Origin of the sequence: Xanthomonas hortorum pv. pelargonii (genome assembly GCF_024499015.1) — a bacterium.
GTDB lineage: Bacteria > Pseudomonadota > Gammaproteobacteria > Xanthomonadales > Xanthomonadaceae > Xanthomonas > Xanthomonas hortorum_B.
The window spans coordinates 680,901-698,000 of the sequence record NZ_CP098604.1 but is presented as its reverse complement, the minus strand read 5'-3'; the positions used below and the strand labels follow the sequence as shown (position 1 = coordinate 698,000).

Annotated in this window: 14 protein-coding genes; all 14 read right to left on the bottom strand. The window is 65.2% G+C overall.

Annotated elements, in window-relative coordinates; translation table 11 throughout:
- Positions 1 to 54: 54 nt before the first annotated feature.
- Positions 55 to 2,421 (bottom strand): outer membrane protein assembly factor BamA, encoded by a 2,367-nt coding sequence (bamA, locus tag NDY25_RS03060; protein ID WP_168959390.1) that lies wholly within the window; start codon positions 2,419 to 2,421, stop codon positions 55 to 57.
- 83 nt (positions 2,422 to 2,504) lie between these two features.
- Positions 2,505 to 3,851 carry an RIP metalloprotease RseP gene (gene rseP / locus NDY25_RS03055; RefSeq protein ID WP_168959389.1) on the bottom strand — a complete coding sequence of 449 codons (1,347 nt, stop codon included), beginning with the start codon at positions 3,849 to 3,851 and terminating at the stop codon, positions 2,505 to 2,507.
- Between the two features lie 26 nt (positions 3,852 to 3,877).
- Positions 3,878 to 5,068 carry a 1-deoxy-D-xylulose-5-phosphate reductoisomerase gene (locus NDY25_RS03050; RefSeq protein ID WP_168959388.1) on the bottom strand — a complete coding sequence of 397 codons (1,191 nt, stop codon included), beginning with the start codon at positions 5,066 to 5,068 and terminating at the stop codon, positions 3,878 to 3,880.
- Positions 5,069 to 5,070: 2 nt separating this feature from the next.
- Positions 5,071 to 5,898 carry a phosphatidate cytidylyltransferase gene (locus tag NDY25_RS03045; protein WP_168959387.1) on the bottom strand — a complete coding sequence of 276 codons (828 nt, stop codon included), beginning with the start codon at positions 5,896 to 5,898 and terminating at the stop codon, positions 5,071 to 5,073.
- Positions 5,895 to 6,656, bottom strand: coding sequence for a polyprenyl diphosphate synthase (gene uppS / locus NDY25_RS03040; protein WP_168959386.1), 762 nt, complete (start codon positions 6,654 to 6,656; stop codon positions 5,895 to 5,897). The genes NDY25_RS03045 and uppS overlap by 4 nt, the downstream gene beginning before the upstream one ends.
- A 17-nt stretch (positions 6,657 to 6,673) precedes the next feature.
- Positions 6,674 to 7,231: a ribosome recycling factor gene (frr, locus tag NDY25_RS03035; protein WP_006452832.1), complete on the bottom strand. Its 558-nt coding sequence runs from the start codon at positions 7,229 to 7,231 to the stop codon at positions 6,674 to 6,676.
- A gap of 197 nt (positions 7,232 to 7,428) precedes the next feature.
- Positions 7,429 to 8,151 carry a UMP kinase gene (pyrH, locus tag NDY25_RS03030; RefSeq protein ID WP_006452833.1) on the bottom strand — a complete coding sequence of 241 codons (723 nt, stop codon included), beginning with the start codon at positions 8,149 to 8,151 and terminating at the stop codon, positions 7,429 to 7,431.
- 107 nt (positions 8,152 to 8,258) lie between these two features.
- Positions 8,259 to 9,782, bottom strand: a complete 1,524-nt coding sequence (locus tag NDY25_RS03025; protein ID WP_095574863.1) for a sensor domain-containing diguanylate cyclase — start codon at positions 9,780 to 9,782, stop codon at positions 8,259 to 8,261.
- 279 nt (positions 9,783 to 10,061) lie between these two features.
- Positions 10,062 to 10,940: a translation elongation factor Ts gene (tsf, locus tag NDY25_RS03020; protein WP_023903439.1), complete on the bottom strand. Its 879-nt coding sequence runs from the start codon at positions 10,938 to 10,940 to the stop codon at positions 10,062 to 10,064.
- Positions 10,941 to 11,110: 170 nt separating this feature from the next.
- A complete protein-coding gene (gene rpsB, locus NDY25_RS03015; protein ID WP_168959385.1) occupies positions 11,111 to 11,950 on the bottom strand; it encodes a 30S ribosomal protein S2 in 840 nt (279 codons plus the stop codon).
- A 648-nt stretch (positions 11,951 to 12,598) separates the two neighbouring features.
- Complete coding sequence (locus NDY25_RS03010) at positions 12,599 to 13,306, bottom strand: fimbrial biogenesis chaperone (RefSeq protein ID WP_168959384.1); 708 nt, start codon at positions 13,304 to 13,306, stop codon at positions 12,599 to 12,601.
- A gap of 2 nt (positions 13,307 to 13,308) precedes the next feature.
- Positions 13,309 to 13,647 carry a hypothetical protein gene (locus NDY25_RS03005; RefSeq protein WP_168959383.1) on the bottom strand — a complete coding sequence of 113 codons (339 nt, stop codon included), beginning with the start codon at positions 13,645 to 13,647 and terminating at the stop codon, positions 13,309 to 13,311.
- Between the two features lie 48 nt (positions 13,648 to 13,695).
- Complete coding sequence (locus NDY25_RS03000; protein WP_168959382.1) at positions 13,696 to 14,739, bottom strand: Csu type fimbrial protein; 1,044 nt, start codon at positions 14,737 to 14,739, stop codon at positions 13,696 to 13,698.
- Positions 14,736 to 17,087 (bottom strand): fimbria/pilus outer membrane usher protein, encoded by a 2,352-nt coding sequence (locus tag NDY25_RS02995; protein ID WP_168959381.1) that lies wholly within the window; start codon positions 17,085 to 17,087, stop codon positions 14,736 to 14,738. Before NDY25_RS02995 ends, NDY25_RS03000 begins: the two co-directional genes overlap by 4 nt.
- Positions 17,088 to 17,100: the final 13 nt, after the last annotated feature.

Here is a 17,100-nt window from a genome sequence, read left to right as displayed (position 1 = left end):
CAAACAAACAATGGCGGCCCGAAGTTCGGGCCGCCATTGTTTTGCCTGCTGCCTTTAGAACTGGCCGCCGAAGGTGAACTGCAGACGTTCGATCTCGTCGTTGTCTTCCTTCTTCAACGGGAACGCATAGCTGATCGAGATGGGGCCGACCGGTGCGCGCCACAGCAACGCCACGCCGGTGGACGCACGCAGTTCGTTGGCCTTGAAGTTGTCCACGCCGCTGTACACGTTACCGAAGTCGAAGAATGCCGACACGCGCGCCGACGGGCTGTCGAACAGCTTGGGGAAATACATTTCCACCGAGCCCACGGTCTTGAACGAGCCACCGAGCGGCTGGCCGCGATTGAATCCGTTGATGGTTTCCGAACGCGGGCCTAGGGTGTTGTCTTCGAAGCCGCGCACCGAGTTGGTGCCGCCGGCATAGAAGTTCTCGTAGAACGGCAGGCCGGTGGCGGTGATGGTGCGTGACACGCCATTGCCATCGGTCACCACACGCGTGCTGTCGTTGCCGTAGCTGTCGCCATAGCCCAGTTCGAAGCGCGTGTTCAACACGATCGCCGGAATGATCGGCCAGTAGTTGGAGATCTGGTAATTGAGCTTGTAGTACTCGACCGTGGAGCCGGGCAGGGTGGTTTCCAGACCCACGCGCTGATACATGCCGCGGGTCGGCATGAAGAAGTCGTTGCGGGTATCGCGCGCCCAGCCCAGCTCGGTCCGCCAGGCGTGGAAGGTGCGGGTGCCGATCGCATCGATGTAATCGATGATCGCCCGCGGCGTCGTGCCCGGGAAGGTGGTGATCTGATTGCTGTCGATGCCGACCATTGCCGAGACGGTATCGTTCTCGGTGATCGGCACGCCGAACACCACCTGCGCCGAACCATTCTTGCTGTTGAACTGCGCGGTGTTGAAGTCCGAGTAGTCGAGTGCGCGCCAGGACAGGTTGTAGCCCAGCGACACGCCGTCGTCGGTAAAGAACGGGTTGGTGTAGGAGAACGCGTAACGCTGCTGGAAGGTGCTGCGCGAGGCTTCCACGGCCACGCGGTTGCCGCCGCCCAGGAAGTTGTTCTGCGACAACTGCACCGAGGTGGTCACACCGAAGCTCTGCGAGTAACCCAGGCCGAACACGAAGCTGCCGGAGGTGGTTTCCTTGACGTTGTAGACCACGTCGACCTGGTCGTTGCTACCCGGCACGGCCGGCGTTTCCACGTCCACGCTCTCGAAGTAGCCCAGGCGCTGCAGACGGATCTTGGAACGGTCGATCGCCGCCTGCGAGTACCAGGTGTTTTCGAACTGGCGCATTTCGCGGCGCAACACTTCGTCGGAGGTGCGGCTGTTGCCCTTGTACAGGATGCGGCGCACGGTCACGCGCGGGCCCGGTACTACCTGCAGGTTCACCGCAACGGTGCGGTCCTCGCGGTTCGGCGTCGGGATCGGGTTGACCTTGGCGAACGCGTAACCGACGTTGCTCAGCGTGTTGGTGATCGCATCGGAGGTGTATTCCAGCAACGCGCGCGAGAAGATGTCGCCGGCCTTGGGAATGACCAGGCGCTCGATGTCGGCCTGCGGCAACACGGTGTCGCCGGTGACCTTGATCTCGGAAATCTTGTACTGCTCGCCCTCGGTGACGCCGGCGCTGACGAACATGTCGCGTTTGTCGGGGCTGATCGAAACCTGAGTGGAGTCGATGCTGAAGTCCACGTAGCCGCGGTCTAGGTACCAGGAGTTGAGCTTCTCCAGGTCGCCGGACATCTTTTCCTTGGAGTATTGGTCGTCGCGGCGATACCACGAGGCCCAGTTGTGCTCCTTGGATTCCCAGTTTTCCAGGATGTCCTCGTTGGCGAACTTCTCGGTACCGATCAGGTTGACGTGGCGGATCTTGGCCGCCTTGCCTTCCTTGATCGCGATGGCCACGTCCACGCGGTTGCGATCCAGCGGGCTCACCGTCGGGGTGATCTCGACGTTGTACTTGCCGCGGTTGTTGTACTGGCGGGTCAGTTCCTGGGTCACGCGGTCCAGGCTCAGGCGGTCGAAGGTGCCGCCTTCGGTCAGGCCGATGTCGCCCAGGCCCTTGAGCAGCTCTTCGGACTTGATGTCCTTGTTGCCGGTCACGGTGAGCTTGTTGATCGCCGGGCGTTCCTTGACCGTGATCACCAGGATGTTGCCCTGGCGATCCAGCTGCACGTCTTCGAAGAAGCCGGTGCGGTACAGCGCGCGGATCGAGTCGGCAACCTTGCCATCGTCCACGGTGTCGCCGCGATTCACCGGCAGATAGGTGAATACGGTGCCGGAGGCAATGCGCTGCAGGCCGTCGACGCGGATGTCGCTGGCAACGAACGGCTCGGCCGCCAGGGCGAGGGCTGGCAGGCTGAGGCCGGCGGCAAGAGCGAGGGCAAGCAGGCGGCGAGTGGGAAGACGCGTCATGTCACATCCGGTTGGAGTCGATTTCGGGTGTTGCTGGATGCCGACGTATGACGACGACAACAGGCGGAAAGGGTGGAGCAGGTTCATCGTGGAAGCAGGCCGAGGATGTCGTTGTAGAACGCCAGTCCCATCAGCCCTGCCAGGAGCGCCAGGCCGACATATTGCCCGGCAATCATGGCCCGTTCGCTGATCGGGCTGCCCTTGATCAACTCGATAAGGTAATACAGCAGATGCCCACCGTCCAAGATCGGGATAGGCATCAGGTTGATGATCGCCAGGCTGAGCGACAGCAATCCCAGGAAATACAGGAACCAGTCGAGCCCGCGTTCGGCCGAGGCATTGGCGGCGCGCGCAATTGTGACCGGGCCGGAGATGTTTTTCACCGAGGCCTGGCCGGTCAGCATGCGCTTCATCATGCCCAGCGAATCGGCGGTCATCTTGCCGGTTTCGCGGATGGCGGCAGGGACGGCGGCGAACAGGCCGTACTGCTGGCGGCTGTCGTAGGCCGGGGCTGGTGTGGGGGCAAACCCCACGCCCAGCATCCACTGTCCTTGCGGTGATTTGCGCGGGGCAATTTCCAGCGCCAGCCGGTCTTCGCCGCGTGCGACCTCGATCATGCCGTTTCCGCCCTGCGCGCCAAGCGTCTGCAGCTGGGCAGGAATCTCGTCGGCCGAGCGGATCGGCTGGCCATCGATGGCCACGATGCGGTCGCCCGGCTTGAGCAGGCCCTCGGCCGCAGAGCCGGCGACCACCTGACCCACCACCGGCGGCTGCAGCATGAACTGCCAGCCGATGCCGGCCAGCGCGGCCACGCGGCGCTCGTCGAAACCGGCCGGCAGCTGCGACAGGCGCAGGGTGTGCTCACTGTTGCCGGCGCCGTCGGCGGCGGTCAGCACGCGGATATCGCGCCTGTCCATCGCTGCGGTGGTGAGCTGCATGCTGGCATCGCTCCAGCTGCTCACGTTGCGGTCGTCGATCCGCACGATGCGCTCGCCAGGCGTCAGCCCGGCTTCGGCAGCCAGGCCATCGGCACGGCCGACGGTGGCCGAATAATCCTGCTTGCCGACCACGAACATCGCCCACAGCATCGCCATGCACAGCAACAGGTTGGCGATCGGGCCGGCCGCGACAATGGCGATGCGCTGCCACACCGTCTTGCGATTGAAGGCCTGATCCTGCTCGGCCGGATGCACCTCGCCTTCGCGCTCGTCGAGCATCTTGACGTAGCCGCCCAACGGAATCGCGGCGATCGCGAACTCGGTACCGTGGCGGTCGCGGCGCATCCACAACGGTTTGCCGAAGCCCACCGAAAAGCGCAGCACCTTGACGCCGCAGCGGCGCGCGACCCAGAAGTGCCCGAATTCGTGAAACGTCACCAACACGCCCAGGCTGACGATCATCCACCAGACCGAACCGATGAAATCACCCATGGATGCAACTCGGCTGCGTGGATCGATCAGGCATGAAGGGAATGATGGGCGAGGGCGCGTTCAGTGATCTGCCGGGCTTGGGCATCGGCAGAAAGAAGGGTGTCGAGGGTGTCGGCATTGTGCCGTGGGAGCGTTGTCAGTGTGTGTTCGACCAACGCTGGGATCGCTAGGAAACCCACTTGGCCCTGAAGAAAGGCTGAAACAGCCACTTCGTTGGCCGCGTTCAGGATCGCTGGCGCGGTTCCACCGGCCTCCAGTGCCTCCCAGGCCAGCCGCAGACACGGAAATGCGGCGGTGTCCGGTGCCTCGAAATCCAGTCGCCCCTGGGCCAGCAGGTCCAGCCCGGCAACGCCCGATTCCACCCGCTCCGGCCATGCTAGACCGACCGCCAGGGTGGTGCGCATGTCCGGCAGGCCAAGCTGGGCCAGGGTGGAGCCGTCGACAAATTCGACCAGCGAATGCACCAGGCTTTGCGGGTGCACCAGCACATCGATCTGCGCGCCAGGCAGGCCGAACAGATGGTGCGCCTCGATGACTTCCAGGCCCTTGTTCATCAGCGTGGCCGAGTCCACCGAAATCTTCGGACCCATCGACCATTTGGGATGCGCGACCGCTTGCGCCGGGGTGACCGCGCCCAGCGCGGCGCGCTCCCAGCCACGGAACGGGCCGCCGGAGGCGGTCAGGATCACCCGCCGCACGCCACGGCTGGCGTCGCAGGAGCGCAGGCACTGGAAGATGGCGCTGTGTTCGCTGTCGATCGGTATGATCTCCGCGCCCGCCGCCGCCGCGGTGCGGGTCAGCAGCTCGCCGGCCAGCACCAGCGATTCCTTGTTGGCCAGCAGCAGGCGCTTGCCGGCGCGGGCGGCGGCCAGGGTCGAAGGCAGGCCGGCGGCGCCCACGATGGCGGCCACCACGGTGTCGCAGGCATCGCTGCCGGCCAGCGCATCCAGCGCCTCGCTACCGGCATGTGCCTGCGTGGCCAGGCCGGCCGCACGCAAGCCATCGCGCAGCGCCGGGTACAGGGAGTGGTCGGCAATCACCGCATGCGCAGGCCGATGCGCGGCGCATAGCGCCAGCAATGCCTCGACCTTGTTACCGGCCGACAGCACGCTGGCGCGCAGCCGCTCGGGGTGACGGGCGATCACATCCAATGCCGACGCACCGATCGAGCCGGTGGCGCCGAACACGGCGACCTGACGGAGAGAAGAGCCAGCCATGCCTAGAATCCGAGAATTTCCTTGCCGAGTGCGAACACCGGCAGGGCGGCGAGCACGCCATCGATGCGATCCAGCACGCCGCCGTGGCCCGGAATCACCGCGCCCGAATCCTTGGCGCCGGCGTGGCGCTTGAGCAGGCTCTCGAACAGGTCGCCCAGCACCGAGGCCAGCACCGCCACAGCCGCCACCAGGATCAACTGCGGCACGTGCGCCAGCGTCAACCCGGCCAGCCAGCCGAACGCGCAGGCCACCGCAATACCGGCAACCATGCCGCCGAGCAGGCCTTCGATGGTCTTGTTCGGGCTGACCCGCGGCGCCAGCTTGTGCTTGCCGAATGCGCGACCGGCGAAATACGCGCCCGAATCGGCCGCCCACACCATGGTCAGCGCGGTCAGCAACCACAGATTGCCCTTGTCCGGATTGGCATGCAGCAGCACCAGCGCGGCCCAGGCCGGCAGCACCGCCAGCGTGCCGGCGGCCAGCTTGAGCGCACGCGCCTGGCCGTTGCCGTGGTCTGCGCCAAAGGTGAAAAAGCGCAGCCAGAGCAAGGCCAGCAGCCACCAGGCCACGCCCACCAACGCGGCAATCTGGAACAGCACCATGGAGCCGGCCGACGCCCACACCATCAGCACCATCAGCAGCAGATTGAGCATCAGCAGCACGGTGCGCGGCAGGCTGTCGTCGATGCCGGACAGCTTGAGCCACTCCCACAGGCCGGTCAGGAACAGGATCGCCGCCAGCGCTGCCAGCCATTGGGTCGGCAGCAGCACGATCGCGCAGATGGCGAGCGGCGCCATGATCAACGCGGCAATCACGCGGGTCTTGGTCATGCGGAGGAGGCCTCTGTCGCCTTGTCGGCAATCTGGGCACTGGTCAGGCCGAAGCGACGTTCGCGCCCGGCATAGTCGTCCAGCGCCTGCTGCAGCACCGCGGCATCGAACTCCGGCCACAGGGTTTCGGTGAACCACAGTTCGGTGTAGGCCAGCTGCCACAACAGGAAATTGCTGATGCGGGTGTCACCACCGGTGCGGATGAACAGATCCGGTGCCGGCAGGTCGGCCAATGCGATCCGGCTGGCCAGAAGGGCTTCGTCGATCTGCTGCGGCTGCAGACGGCCGGCAGCCACTTCTTCGGCCAGTGCACGTGCGGCCAGCGCGATGTCCTGGCGGCCGCCGTAGCTGGCAGCGATGCTCAGCACCAGCCGCGAGTTGGCGGCGGTGATGCGCTCGGCACCGGCCATGCGCTCGCGCAATGGCGCGGCAAAGCGGCTGCGGTCGCCGATGAAGCGCACTTGCACGCCACGCCGCTGCAGTTCGTCGACCTCGCGATCGAGCGCATGCAGGAACAGTTTCATCAAGGCATCGACTTCCTCCTGCGGCCGGCCCCAGTTTTCACTGGAGAACGCGAACAGGGTCAGCGCCAAGACGCCTTTTTCCAGGCAGAAATCGATGGTGCGATTGACCGCACGCGCGCCCGCGCGATGGCCGATCATGCGCGGACGGCGCCGACGCTGCGCCCAACGCCCATTGCCATCCATGATGATGGCGATGTGGCGCGGCACGGCGGCAGCGGAGGGTTCTGGATGCATGGCAGGCGATGCCACGATCAGACCGTCATCAGTTCCTGTTCCTTGCCCTTGACGACCTCATCCACGTCCTTGATGGCCTTGTCGGTCAGCTTCTGGATGTCGTCTTCGGCGCTGCGCGCCTCGTCTTCGGTGACTGCCTTGTCCTTGAGCAGATCCTTGACCTGCTGGTTGGCATCGCGCCGGATGTTGCGGATGGCCACCTTGCTGTCTTCGCCTTCGCCATGCACGGACTTGCTGAGCTCCTTGCGGCGCTCCTCGGTCAGCGGCGGCAGGTTCAGACGGATCACGGTGCCGACCACGGTCGGGGTCAGGCCCAGATCCGAGGCGTAGATCGCTTTTTCGACGTCCTTGATCATGCCCTTGTCGAACAGGCTGATGACCAGCGAGCGGCCTTCGGAGACGCTGATGCTGGCAACCTGATTCAAGGGGGTGTCGGTGCCGTATGCCTTGACCTTGATGTTGTCCAGCAGCGCCGGAGAGGCGCGGCCGGTACGCACGGTGGTCAGGGAATGGCGCAGAGCATCGATGCTCTTGGTCATGCGCGTGAGCGCGTCTTGTTTGATCTGGTTGAGCATCGCCGGAATCCGTGTGGAGCTGAATCCGGGGATTATAGCCGGGACTGCGTTTTGAGACTTGCCGGCTGGCGGGGTCCTGCGCAGCCGGTTCACCTGTAGCGCCGCGTTACGCCCGGCGCCGCTGTCGATCAGGCATCAGCGCAGTGCCTGGGACGACGCTTTTGCGATTCCCGATTCCCGATTCCCGATTCCCAACCTCAGCTACGGCCCTGAACCAGCGTGCCGATCTGCTCGCCGTGCAGGATGCGCAGCAGCACGCCGGGCTCGCTCATGCCGAAGATGCGCAGCGGCAGGTCGCTGTCGCGTGCCAGGGCGAAGGCGGCGGTGTCCATCACTTCCAGGCCCTGCATGATGACCTGGTCGTAGGTCAGGGTGTCGTAACGCACCGCATCGGTGTGCTTCTTCGGGTCCTTGTCGTACACGCCGTCGACCTTGGTTGCCTTGAGCAGCAGGTCGGCACCGATCTCGATCGCGCGCAGCGCCGCACCCGAGTCGGTGGTGAAGAACGGGTTGCCGGTGCCGGCGGCGAAGATGGCGATGCGGCCCTTTTCCAGATGACGGATCGCGCGCCGGCGGATGAAGTCTTCGCACACGTCGTTGATCTTGATCGCGCTCATCACGCGCACCTTGGCGCCGAGCTTTTCCAGCGCGTCCTGCATGGCCAGTGCGTTGATCACCGTGGCCAGCATGCCCATGTGGTCGCCGGTGACGCGGTCCATGCCGCTGGCGGCCAGACCGGCGCCGCGGAAGATGTTGCCGCCGCCGATCACCAGTGCGACCTGCGCGCCGGCCTGCTGCGCTTCGATCACTTCATGGGCGAGGCGATTGATGACTTTGGGGTCGATGCCGTAATCCCCGTCTCCCATCAGCGCCTCCCCGGAAAGTTTGAGAAGAATGCGGCGATAGGGAAGTGCAGACATGGGGGAAACCTCGGTGTGGGGGATCGGCAAACGCCGGCAAGTCTAGCGGAAGCCTGTCACCGGGCGTGGTAAAAATTCGCTTGTCGGGGCGTGACGTGATGCGTTGCTCAGTGCGCGCGCGGTGGCTGCGGTGCCGGCACATCGGTCGCATCGTAAGCGGTGACGCGGTTGCGGCCGCGATGCTTGGAGCGATACAGCGTGCTGTCGGCAGCCTGCAATAAATGCTCGATGCTCTCGAACTGGCGGCCGCCGCCGCCATGCGTGGCCAGCCCTGCGGAGAAGGTGATGTGCAGCGGTCCGCTCTGCAATTGCGCCATCGGCGTGCGTGCGGTTTCGACCAGGATGCGCTCGATCACCATCAATGCGGCGTCGGCTGTGGTGTTGGGCAGGATCACCAGAAATTCTTCGCCGCCGTAGCGTGCGACCAGGTCGCTGGTGCGCACCATCCGCTGCAGTGTCTGCGCAAAATTGCGCAGCACCTCGTCGCCGATCAGATGCCCATGCGAATCGTTGACGCGCTTGAAGTCGTCCAAATCGATGAAGGCGATCGACAGCGGCCAGCTCTGGCGTGATGCAAGCTCGAATTCGTGCTCGAGCGCAGTGCCGAGCTGGTGCCGATTGAACACGCCGGTGAGTGCGTCGCGGCTGGCCTGTTCGGCCAGATGACGCATGCGGTTTTCCGATTCGTCGGCATGCCGGCGCGCTTCGGCCACATCCTGCAACTCGCGCAGGCTGCGCAGCATCGCCAACTCGCGGGCTTGCTCGAAGATCATCTGGATGTGCTCGGGCTGCGGCACGCGAATGTCGAACAGGGCTTCCAGTTCGGGCAGCGATTCGGCGATGCGCTCGATCACTTTTTCGAAGCGTTCGGCGTCCAGTTCCAGCACCTGCTGGGCCTGCTGTTGCGCGTGTTCGGTGGCGGTGACCGCACTGGCCGACAGCCAGATATCGGCCAGCCGTCCGGACAGCGCGACACAGGCCATGAACGGTTCCAGGCTGGCTGGCTCCTGTTCGCTTTGCGCGATCGCGTTTTGCAGATACGGCGGCAACTGCCATTGATGCGCAAGCCAGGCGCCGACCTCGGCATGGGTTGCGCCAAGGTGCTCGCGCTCGGCTTCCAGCAACGCGGTGTTGTCCGGTGCCTGTTCCAGCAGCGGCGCATACAGCGCGGGTGCGCCTTGCAGCAGAGCCAGTTTGCCGATGTCTTGCAGCAGGCCGGCCAGCATCAATTCTTCGGGTTTGCGGATGCCGTAGGCCTGCCCGAGGATGCGGCTGGCCAGTGCGCACAAGCCGGCACGCCGCCAGATACGATCGTGCAGCGGATGCGCGGTGAAGGTGCTGCGCACGCCGTGCACCATCGAAAACCCAAGTGCCAGGCTCAAGGTGGCGTTGAGGCCGAGCATGGTCAGCGCTTGGCCGAGGTTGTCGATGCGGCGGCGGCTGGCGTACAGCGGCGAATTGGCAACGCGCAGCATGCGTGCGCTCAATGCCATGTCCATGCCGATGACATTGGCCGTCGCGGTCATGTCCACATCGGGGTCTTGCGCAAGTTCAATGATGCGCAGCGCGACGCCGGGCGGCGATGGCAGATTGCGGCAGTAGTGCAGGGCGGCTTGGAGGTCTGGTTGCATGATTCATCGCCGACGGTGAGCGCAAGCATACAGCTGCGTTCGTTGAGTGGGGCACGCCAGGCTTTGCAATCGCCGCGCTGCGATATGCGCGTTCTGGACGCTGAGAGCCTTGTCGGCATTCGGATTTAGCGGCCACCGTCACAACATCTGTAGAGTCGAGGTCGGTTGTCGATGCGGTGTATGCGTGCGCTTCAGCTTCAAACGTCACTGCGGATGCGCATCAGGTTTCAGGCAAAAAGAAACCGCGGCATGCCGCGGCTTTTTTGCGTGTGGCGAAGATCAGGCCAGGCCGGCCTGCTTCATCACTTCGGCGGCGTAGTCTTCCACCACCTTCTCGATGCCTTCGCCAACGGCCAGGCGCTGGAAGCCGATCACCTCTGCACCGGCCGCCTTGACGGCCTGTTCGACGGTCTGATCGGTGTTCAGCACGTACGGCTGACCGTACAGCGTGACTTCGTTGATGATCTTGCTGATCTTGCCGCTGATGATCTTTTCCAGGATCTCGGCCGGCTTGGACTTGTCCTTCTCGGACATCTTGGCCAGTTCGATTTCCTTTTCCTTGGCAACGAACTCGGCTGGAACGTCGGAGGCCTTGACGTGCGGCGGGTTCATCGCGGCGATGTGCATGGCGATGCCGCGTGCCAGCTCGATGTCGCCACCCTTCAGTTCGACCAGCACGCCGATACGGCCGCCGTGCACGTAAGCCGCGACGTTGTTGGCGCTGTCGATACGCACCAGGCGACGCACCTGCAGGTTCTCGCCGACCTTGGCGATGACCGCAGCGCGGCGTTCTTCGATGGTCTCGCCGCTGTCGAGCTTGACGCTCTTCAGCGCTTCGGCATCGGCCGCATCCGAGTTCAGCGCAGCAGTGGCCACGGTCTCGGTGAAGGCCAGGAAGTTCTCATCCTTGGCGACAAAGTCGGTTTCGGAATTGATTTCGACCAGCACGGCCTTGCCGCCGGCCTGGGCGGTCGCGATGCGGCCTTCGGCGGCAACACGGTCGGCCTTCTTGTCGGCCTTGGCCAGACCCGACTTGCGCAGCCATTCGGCAGCGGCATCGATGTCGCCAGCGTTTTCGACGAGTGCCTTCTTGCACTCCATCATGCCGGCGCCAGTGCGCTCGCGCAGTTCCTTGACCAGGGAAGCAGTGATTTCCATGGAATTACCTCGTTTGGACGAATGCATGCGGCGGAGATGTTCCGCCAATGAGGAGACGGCGCAATGTGCTGGCCGCCCCCGTAGATGTCTTCAGTGGCCCGGGCGACGGGACGCCATGGTCCCGTCGGGGCTGCGGCCGCACAGCATGGTGCGGCCGCATTGCAGGCCGATTACTCGGCAGCAGGAGCAGCTGGAGCTGCGGCATCGGCCGGAGCCTCAGCCTTCTTTTCGGTCTTCTCGGCCTTCTTGGCCGGGGCGCGACGGCCCTTGCCTTCGTCGGCGGATTCGGCCGAGAACTCTTCTTCGCGCACGGACGCGGAGTTCGGAGCAGCAGCCTTGCCTTCCAGCACGGCGTCGGCAGCGGCGCGTGCATACAGCCGCACGGCACGGATGGCGTCGTCGTTGCCCGGGATGGCGTAGTCGACCAGGTTAGGGTTGTAGTTGGTGTCGACCACGGCGATCACCGGGATGCCGAGCTTCTTGGCTTCCTTGATGGCGATGTCTTCATGGCCGATATCGATCACGAAGATCGCGTCGGGCAGGCGGTTCATTTCCTTGATGCCGCCGAGCGAGGCGTCCAGCTTCTCGCGCTCGCGACGCAGGCCCAGCACTTCGTGCTTGACCAGCTTGTCGAAGGTGCCGTCGGTCTCGGCCGCTTCCAGTTCCTTGAGGCGGGCAACCGATTGCTTGACGGTGCGGAAGTTGGTCAGCGTGCCGCCCAGCCAGCGCTGGGTCATGAACGGCATGCCGCAACGCTCGGCCTCTTCCTTGATGGACTCGCGCGCGCTGCGCTTGGTGCCCAGGAACAGGATGGTGCCGCGCTTCTGCGCGATCGAGGACAGATAGTTCATCGCGTCGTTGAAGAGCGGAACGGTCTTTTCGAGGTTGATGATGTGGATCTTGCCGCGCGCGCCGAAGATGTACGGCGCCATCATGGGGTCCCGATAACGGCACTGGTGGCCGAAATGGACGCCGGCTTCCAGCATCTGACGCATGGTGACTTGGGGCATTGAAGTAACTCCTGAGAGCGGAATCGCCGTGCGCGGCTTGTTGTTGAAAAGTCCGCACATGGATGTGCGGGCTGTTGCGAGGGACTCGCATCAAAACGCACAGGATTCCGGGGTTGGGCTTCCCTGTCGCCTCCGTGTCGAACCCCTCGCGGGGCACCCCGGCACGGATGGCGGCGGCAGGTGTGAATTCGTCGGTGACGTCCGACGTGGACGACGGAATGCGTAAAGACGCAAAACAGCCGGCGGAGTATAGCCGGCAGGGCGCGTCCGCGCAATTGGTCGGCTTGGGAACATCCAAAGCTGCGCTGCAGCTCAAGGTCTTGGCGCCTTGAGAGGTGCATTGGAGGTGTGGATGCTTCGGGTGCAGAGCGGCTGGTCTGTTGATTGGCTGCGGGGCCCTTGCCCGCCCACCATCGCGGGACACGCCGCAAGTACGTCCATGTAGGCTCTTACGCGGCATCCATGCCGCGTAAGGTCCCGCGACGGTGGGCGGGCAAGGACCAGTGGAGATGGCTGGTGTGCATTGTTGCGAGTAGTGAATGCGACGCGGCGGTCAGATGCGGTGCGGCCTGATCAGCTCAGTTCGATCCAAACAACTGAGCGGTTTCGTCAGCAACTCTAATGCTGCCCCGATTCCCGATTCCCGATTCACGGCTCAAGCGTCAGCGTGGTCTCGATGTCGCTGTTGATGCGCGCCACGAAGCGGCCGCTGCCGGTGGGCAGGTTGGCCGGTAATGCCCATTGGCGGGTTTGGCCTGGCAACACGTAACCGGCCAGATCCTCGCGGATGCTGCGGCGGGTGCCGCCGGCATCGATGTAGGCCAGATCGGCCAGCCGTGCATGGCTGAGCCCGGCGTTGTGCACGCTCAGTGCGCGTCCGCCGCCGTGGCCGGACAGGGTGGTCCGCAGCACCGGATTTGGCGCGGCTGGCTGGCTGGGCAGGGCGAATACCGGGGTGGAATAACGCAGCAACTCGGTTTCGTCGCCGGTGGCGTGTTGGGTCACCACCAGTCGATAGCTGTCTTCGGTCTGCACCGGGCTGGGGCCGAGCCGGATCACTCGCAACAGCTGGCGCCCTTGCGACGGGATCTCGAAATGATTCGGGCTGACCGTGGCGCCGGTGGCGGGCTCGAGCACCTCGCGCTCGCCATCCTGCCGCCAGCGGTAGAGCTTGGCTTCGGCGCGCCATGGCAGCGCGGCCTGGTTGTAGAGCCAGACCGTTGCCTGATCGCTGTCGGCCGGGATATGCGCAGTGGTCGGTGCGATAGCGATCTCGGCAGCGACGGCGGCGCCGTCGATTGCGACGCAGGCCAGCGCAACTGCGAGCCAGCAATGAAGGGAGCGTCCCGTGGCCATGGTCAGAACGCGATCGTGGTGATGCGTGCGGCGGTGGCCGGCGCCGGGCCTGCCAATGCGCTGGCGTCCTGGCCGGTGCTGCCGATGGCCGGCGTTATCGCCGGTGTTTCGGCGGCACGGGCCGGCTGGGCGATCGCCATCGGCGTGCCCCTGGAGCAACTGGCGCGCGGCGGCGTGGTGCGCAGCTCGCAACCGCTGAGCAGGCGCAGGCCGATGTGCAGGGTGGAATTTTCCGGGCCGCGGCTGGCGGCAGCATTGGCCACAGACGCGCTGCAGAACAGAGCAAGCAGCATCAGGCGCTTCAGGAGGGTGACCGGCATCATGAAGGCAATCGTTTGCATTGGAGACGTAACAAATAGCGACGCCCCGGATGCGAACTTGATTAACTGTCAATAAGTGATGGAGACGGTCACCGTGTCGTTGTAGTCGCCTGCGATGGGGAGTTGCGGTGCGGGCGCGCGGCCGTAAACGGTCACCGTCTGGGCCACTCCGTTGCCGGTGCCGCTGAGCGTATCGACGCCGATGCTGGTCCCCCAACGGCTGCCGCGGCCGACGTCTCTGTAGAGCTCATAGGCGATGTAATTGGCGCTGCTGGAATGCCGCATGCGTCGGACGCTGCCCGTGGCGTTGATGCCGTCGCCCAGCCCGATGTTCCAGGCGGTGCGGTTGGTGCAGGTCAGGCTGATGGTGGAGCTGCGGTCGATGGCGGTGTTGATGGTGCCGGCAATGCTGCCGAAATCCAGGTCGGTGGTGACGTAGGTATTGCAGCGTGCCGGCACGTTGGCCGAGGCGGTGAACGGGAAGGCGTTGCTGGCGGTCTTGGCGCCGCTGCCGCCGGCCATGCAACTGCCCGGAAGCGATGGGACGCCGATGATGCTCTCGTTGTAGGCATAGCGCAGCACGGTGTCGGCGCCGCCAAAGCTGCTGGTGTGGTTGCCGACCGACAGGATCTGGTTGGCCGGAATGCGCCCGTACAGCGTGATGGTGGCCGTCTGCGAGCCACCGGTGATCACCGGGACGCCGTACGACAGCGTCAAGGTGCGCGGCGACGGCGTTGTGGATCCCGTGGCGCCCCAGATCTGGGTGCGCGTGGCATCGCTGTAGACCTGGAAGTCCAGGCTGTCGCTGGTGGAGTTGAGCATGCGGCGTGGTGCATACAGCCCGCTGCTGGCGCTGCCTGGCCCCAGGTCCAGGCAAAGGCTCACTTGTGCGTAGCCCAGGACGCTGAGCGCGGCGGTTGCGCAGGAGACGTTGAGCGTTGCCACTGCATCGGTGGTGCCATTGGCTGCCACATTGCCGAACGCCAGCGGCGTGCCCAGCGTGACGGTACACGTGGTGTCGGCCTGCGCGCGCTGGCTTGGTGTCAGCCATAACATCGCGATAGCCAGTGCAATCACCAGGCGCCAGAGGCCGTGTAGGCCGCGTAGGTTCATGGCGTTTTCTGCTCGGTGACGCATTGCAGTGGTCCCACCCGCGGAATGCCGCTCGGGTTGACCGGATAGGTGAACTGCGCGCTGCAGCGGCCCTGCGGCAAGTCGACCAGCAGGCGGTTGTCGCTCTGCAGATTGTCCAGATAGGTTTCGCCGTCGTAGCCGACCACCACGCGTTCGGCATCGCCCTCACGCTGCACCACGCTGCCCACCGGCAGCGGGGCGCCTTGTGCGTCGTGCAATACGATGATCGCAGCGCGCACGCGGGTGATGCCGAAGCGCACTGCGACGCCGGATTGCTGGCGCGGCGTCACTGCGGTATCGACGCGGTCCACGCGCAGATCCGCCGGCAGGTTCAAGGTGTCGATCGACAACTGGTTGCGCTGCCACGATTGCAGCGGGGTGACCAGCAGCGTGCCGCGCGCATCGGTGACGCCGATCAAGCGATTCTCCAGCCGCACCGGAATGCCGGCCTGGCCGTCGGTGGACACCACCGCAAAGGCATCCTGGATATCGCGCGCGGCAAAGCCACGCCCGTTCATCCAGACCAGGCTGCCGCTGGCGCTGGCATAGCCGAAGTTGTCGCCATCCTGATTGGCCGCGCCGAGGTTGTAGCGGCCGACCCGGTTCAACCAGCCGAGTTCGGCCAAGCCGCCGCTGGCATCGTCGCCGGCACGCCCCTGCAGGCGCCAGCCGATGCCGCCCAGGTCGCCGTCGCCCGGCAACGGCTGGCTGACATCGGCCACAAACCCGGTGCGGTTGCCGTTGCGCTGCATCGAGGCGCTGGCCTGACGCAGCTCGCCGAAGGTGGTCGATAGCGACAGATACAGGCTGCGATCGCTGCGCACGTCCAGGTTCTGATTGCCGGACAGATTGGCGGCCCAGTTGCGCCCGAAACTGCGCGACCAGAACACGCTGGCATAGCGCGAGGTGTCGCCTTGCGGATAGCTCAGCCGCACGTAGCTGGTGCCGAGCGAGCCGATCGGAGCGACGTTGACGCCGAACACTGCGCGGTCGCTGATGCGTGCCGGCAATGCGCCCTGCAGCGCGCCCAGGTCGCGGTAGTCGCCGTGGGTGCGCTGGGTGCCGAGATTGAAGTTGAAACGACGGTTGTTCCAGGCATAGCCCAGCACGTACTGGCCGCCACGCAGCGCATCCATCTGGCTATGCGCATAGGCGATGTTGAACACCCCGCCCACGCCGAGCAGCCAGATCCCGCCGGCACCGGCATTGACCACGCCGCCGCCGGCTTCGGCATGCGCCTCAATGGTGAAATCGTCGCGCAGGCCCTTGCGCAGCGTGGCGCTGGCGACCGTGCGCGCATCGTAGGAAAACGAGCGCACGCCGTAGTCCTGGCGCAGGTGGCCGATCCCGGCCGACCATTCGGAAATGCCGCGCGCCAGTAGTTGCGGGGTGCCGTAGAACGCGAAGTCCAGCCGGCGCACGCGGCCGAACGCATCGGTCACCACGATCTGCGCCTGGCCGGTGCCGCTGATGCCCGGCTGTGCGGCCAGCTGAAACGGCCCGGCCGGCACCTGGCCGCTGTATTGGCGCAGGCCATCGACATACAGCTCGATGGTCGAAGGCACCGCCGCTTCGCCCAGAAAGCTCGGCGTCGGCGTCAACACGCGATAGGGCTGCAAGGCGTAATTGCGGCCGATCTGCACGCCGCCCAGGCGGATCGAACGGCTCCAGTCGACAAAGCCGCTGTAGAAGTCGCCGACCGTCAGGCTGGTGGCTGTATCCGGGAAATCCATCTGCCAGGCGCTGTCCAGACGCACCGCTTCGCTGCGCCAGCGCTGGTCCTGCGGGCGGTCGTAGGCCAGGAACACGGCGGTGGTGTCGACCATGCCGCGGCCGATACCGAAGCCGCGCAGTTCGGTCGCCAACGACACGCTGCTGGCACCGGCATTGCGCGTGGCATAGACGTCGTAATTGAGCAGCATGCCCGGTGATGCGATGGCGCTGGGCGGGGCGACTTCTTCGGCTTTCAACACCGTGGTGGAAAGCGACAGTTGCGCCAGCGGCACCTGCAGCGCCAGCCGCTGCAGCGCGGCGTCGTAACGCACTTCCACATCGGGCAGGCGATCCAGATCGACCAGCTCGCCGGCGTTGCGCTCGGCCAGGATGAAGCCGAGCTTGCGCAGCGTTTCGACCGATCCACGCAGGTGGCCGTCCACCAGTTCGAACGGCGCCAGGCCGCGGTCGGCCTGATTCAGGGTGACGTCCAGATACAGCGTCTGCGGCAGTGCGCTGGCGCTTTGCGGGGTTTGATCGGGCAGCGCGGCAACGTCGGCCAGATCGACAGCCGCGGCGCTTCCCAGGCAGGTGGCGGTCGCGAGCAGCGTCATCGCCAACCGGGCC

What these genes read in the sequence shown, in the direction of transcription:
- bamA (WP_168959390.1), bottom strand. Translation starts at nt 2,421, where the DNA reads ATGACGCGTCTTCCCACTCGCCGCCTGCTTGCCCTCGCTCTTGCCGCC.
- rseP (WP_168959389.1), bottom strand. Translation starts at nt 3,851, where the DNA reads ATGGGTGATTTCATCGGTTCGGTCTGGTGGATGATCGTCAGCCTGGGC.
- NDY25_RS03050 (WP_168959388.1), bottom strand. Translation starts at nt 5,068, where the DNA reads ATGGCTGGCTCTTCTCTCCGTCAGGTCGCCGTGTTCGGCGCCACCGGC.
- NDY25_RS03045 (WP_168959387.1), bottom strand. Translation starts at nt 5,898, where the DNA reads ATGACCAAGACCCGCGTGATTGCCGCGTTGATCATGGCGCCGCTCGCC.
- uppS (WP_168959386.1), bottom strand. Translation starts at nt 6,656, where the DNA reads ATGCATCCAGAACCCTCCGCTGCCGCCGTGCCGCGCCACATCGCCATC.
- frr (WP_006452832.1), bottom strand. Translation starts at nt 7,231, where the DNA reads ATGCTCAACCAGATCAAACAAGACGCGCTCACGCGCATGACCAAGAGC.
- pyrH (WP_006452833.1), bottom strand. Translation starts at nt 8,151, where the DNA reads ATGTCTGCACTTCCCTATCGCCGCATTCTTCTCAAACTTTCCGGGGAG.
- NDY25_RS03025 (WP_095574863.1), bottom strand. Translation starts at nt 9,782, where the DNA reads ATGCAACCAGACCTCCAAGCCGCCCTGCACTACTGCCGCAATCTGCCA.
- tsf (WP_023903439.1), bottom strand. Translation starts at nt 10,940, where the DNA reads ATGGAAATCACTGCTTCCCTGGTCAAGGAACTGCGCGAGCGCACTGGC.
- rpsB (WP_168959385.1), bottom strand. Translation starts at nt 11,950, where the DNA reads ATGCCCCAAGTCACCATGCGTCAGATGCTGGAAGCCGGCGTCCATTTC.
- NDY25_RS03010 (WP_168959384.1), bottom strand. Translation starts at nt 13,306, where the DNA reads ATGGCCACGGGACGCTCCCTTCATTGCTGGCTCGCAGTTGCGCTGGCC.
- NDY25_RS03005 (WP_168959383.1), bottom strand. Translation starts at nt 13,647, where the DNA reads ATGCAAACGATTGCCTTCATGATGCCGGTCACCCTCCTGAAGCGCCTG.
- NDY25_RS03000 (WP_168959382.1), bottom strand. Translation starts at nt 14,739, where the DNA reads ATGAACCTACGCGGCCTACACGGCCTCTGGCGCCTGGTGATTGCACTG.
- NDY25_RS02995 (WP_168959381.1), bottom strand. Translation starts at nt 17,087, where the DNA reads ATGACGCTGCTCGCGACCGCCACCTGCCTGGGAAGCGCCGCGGCTGTC.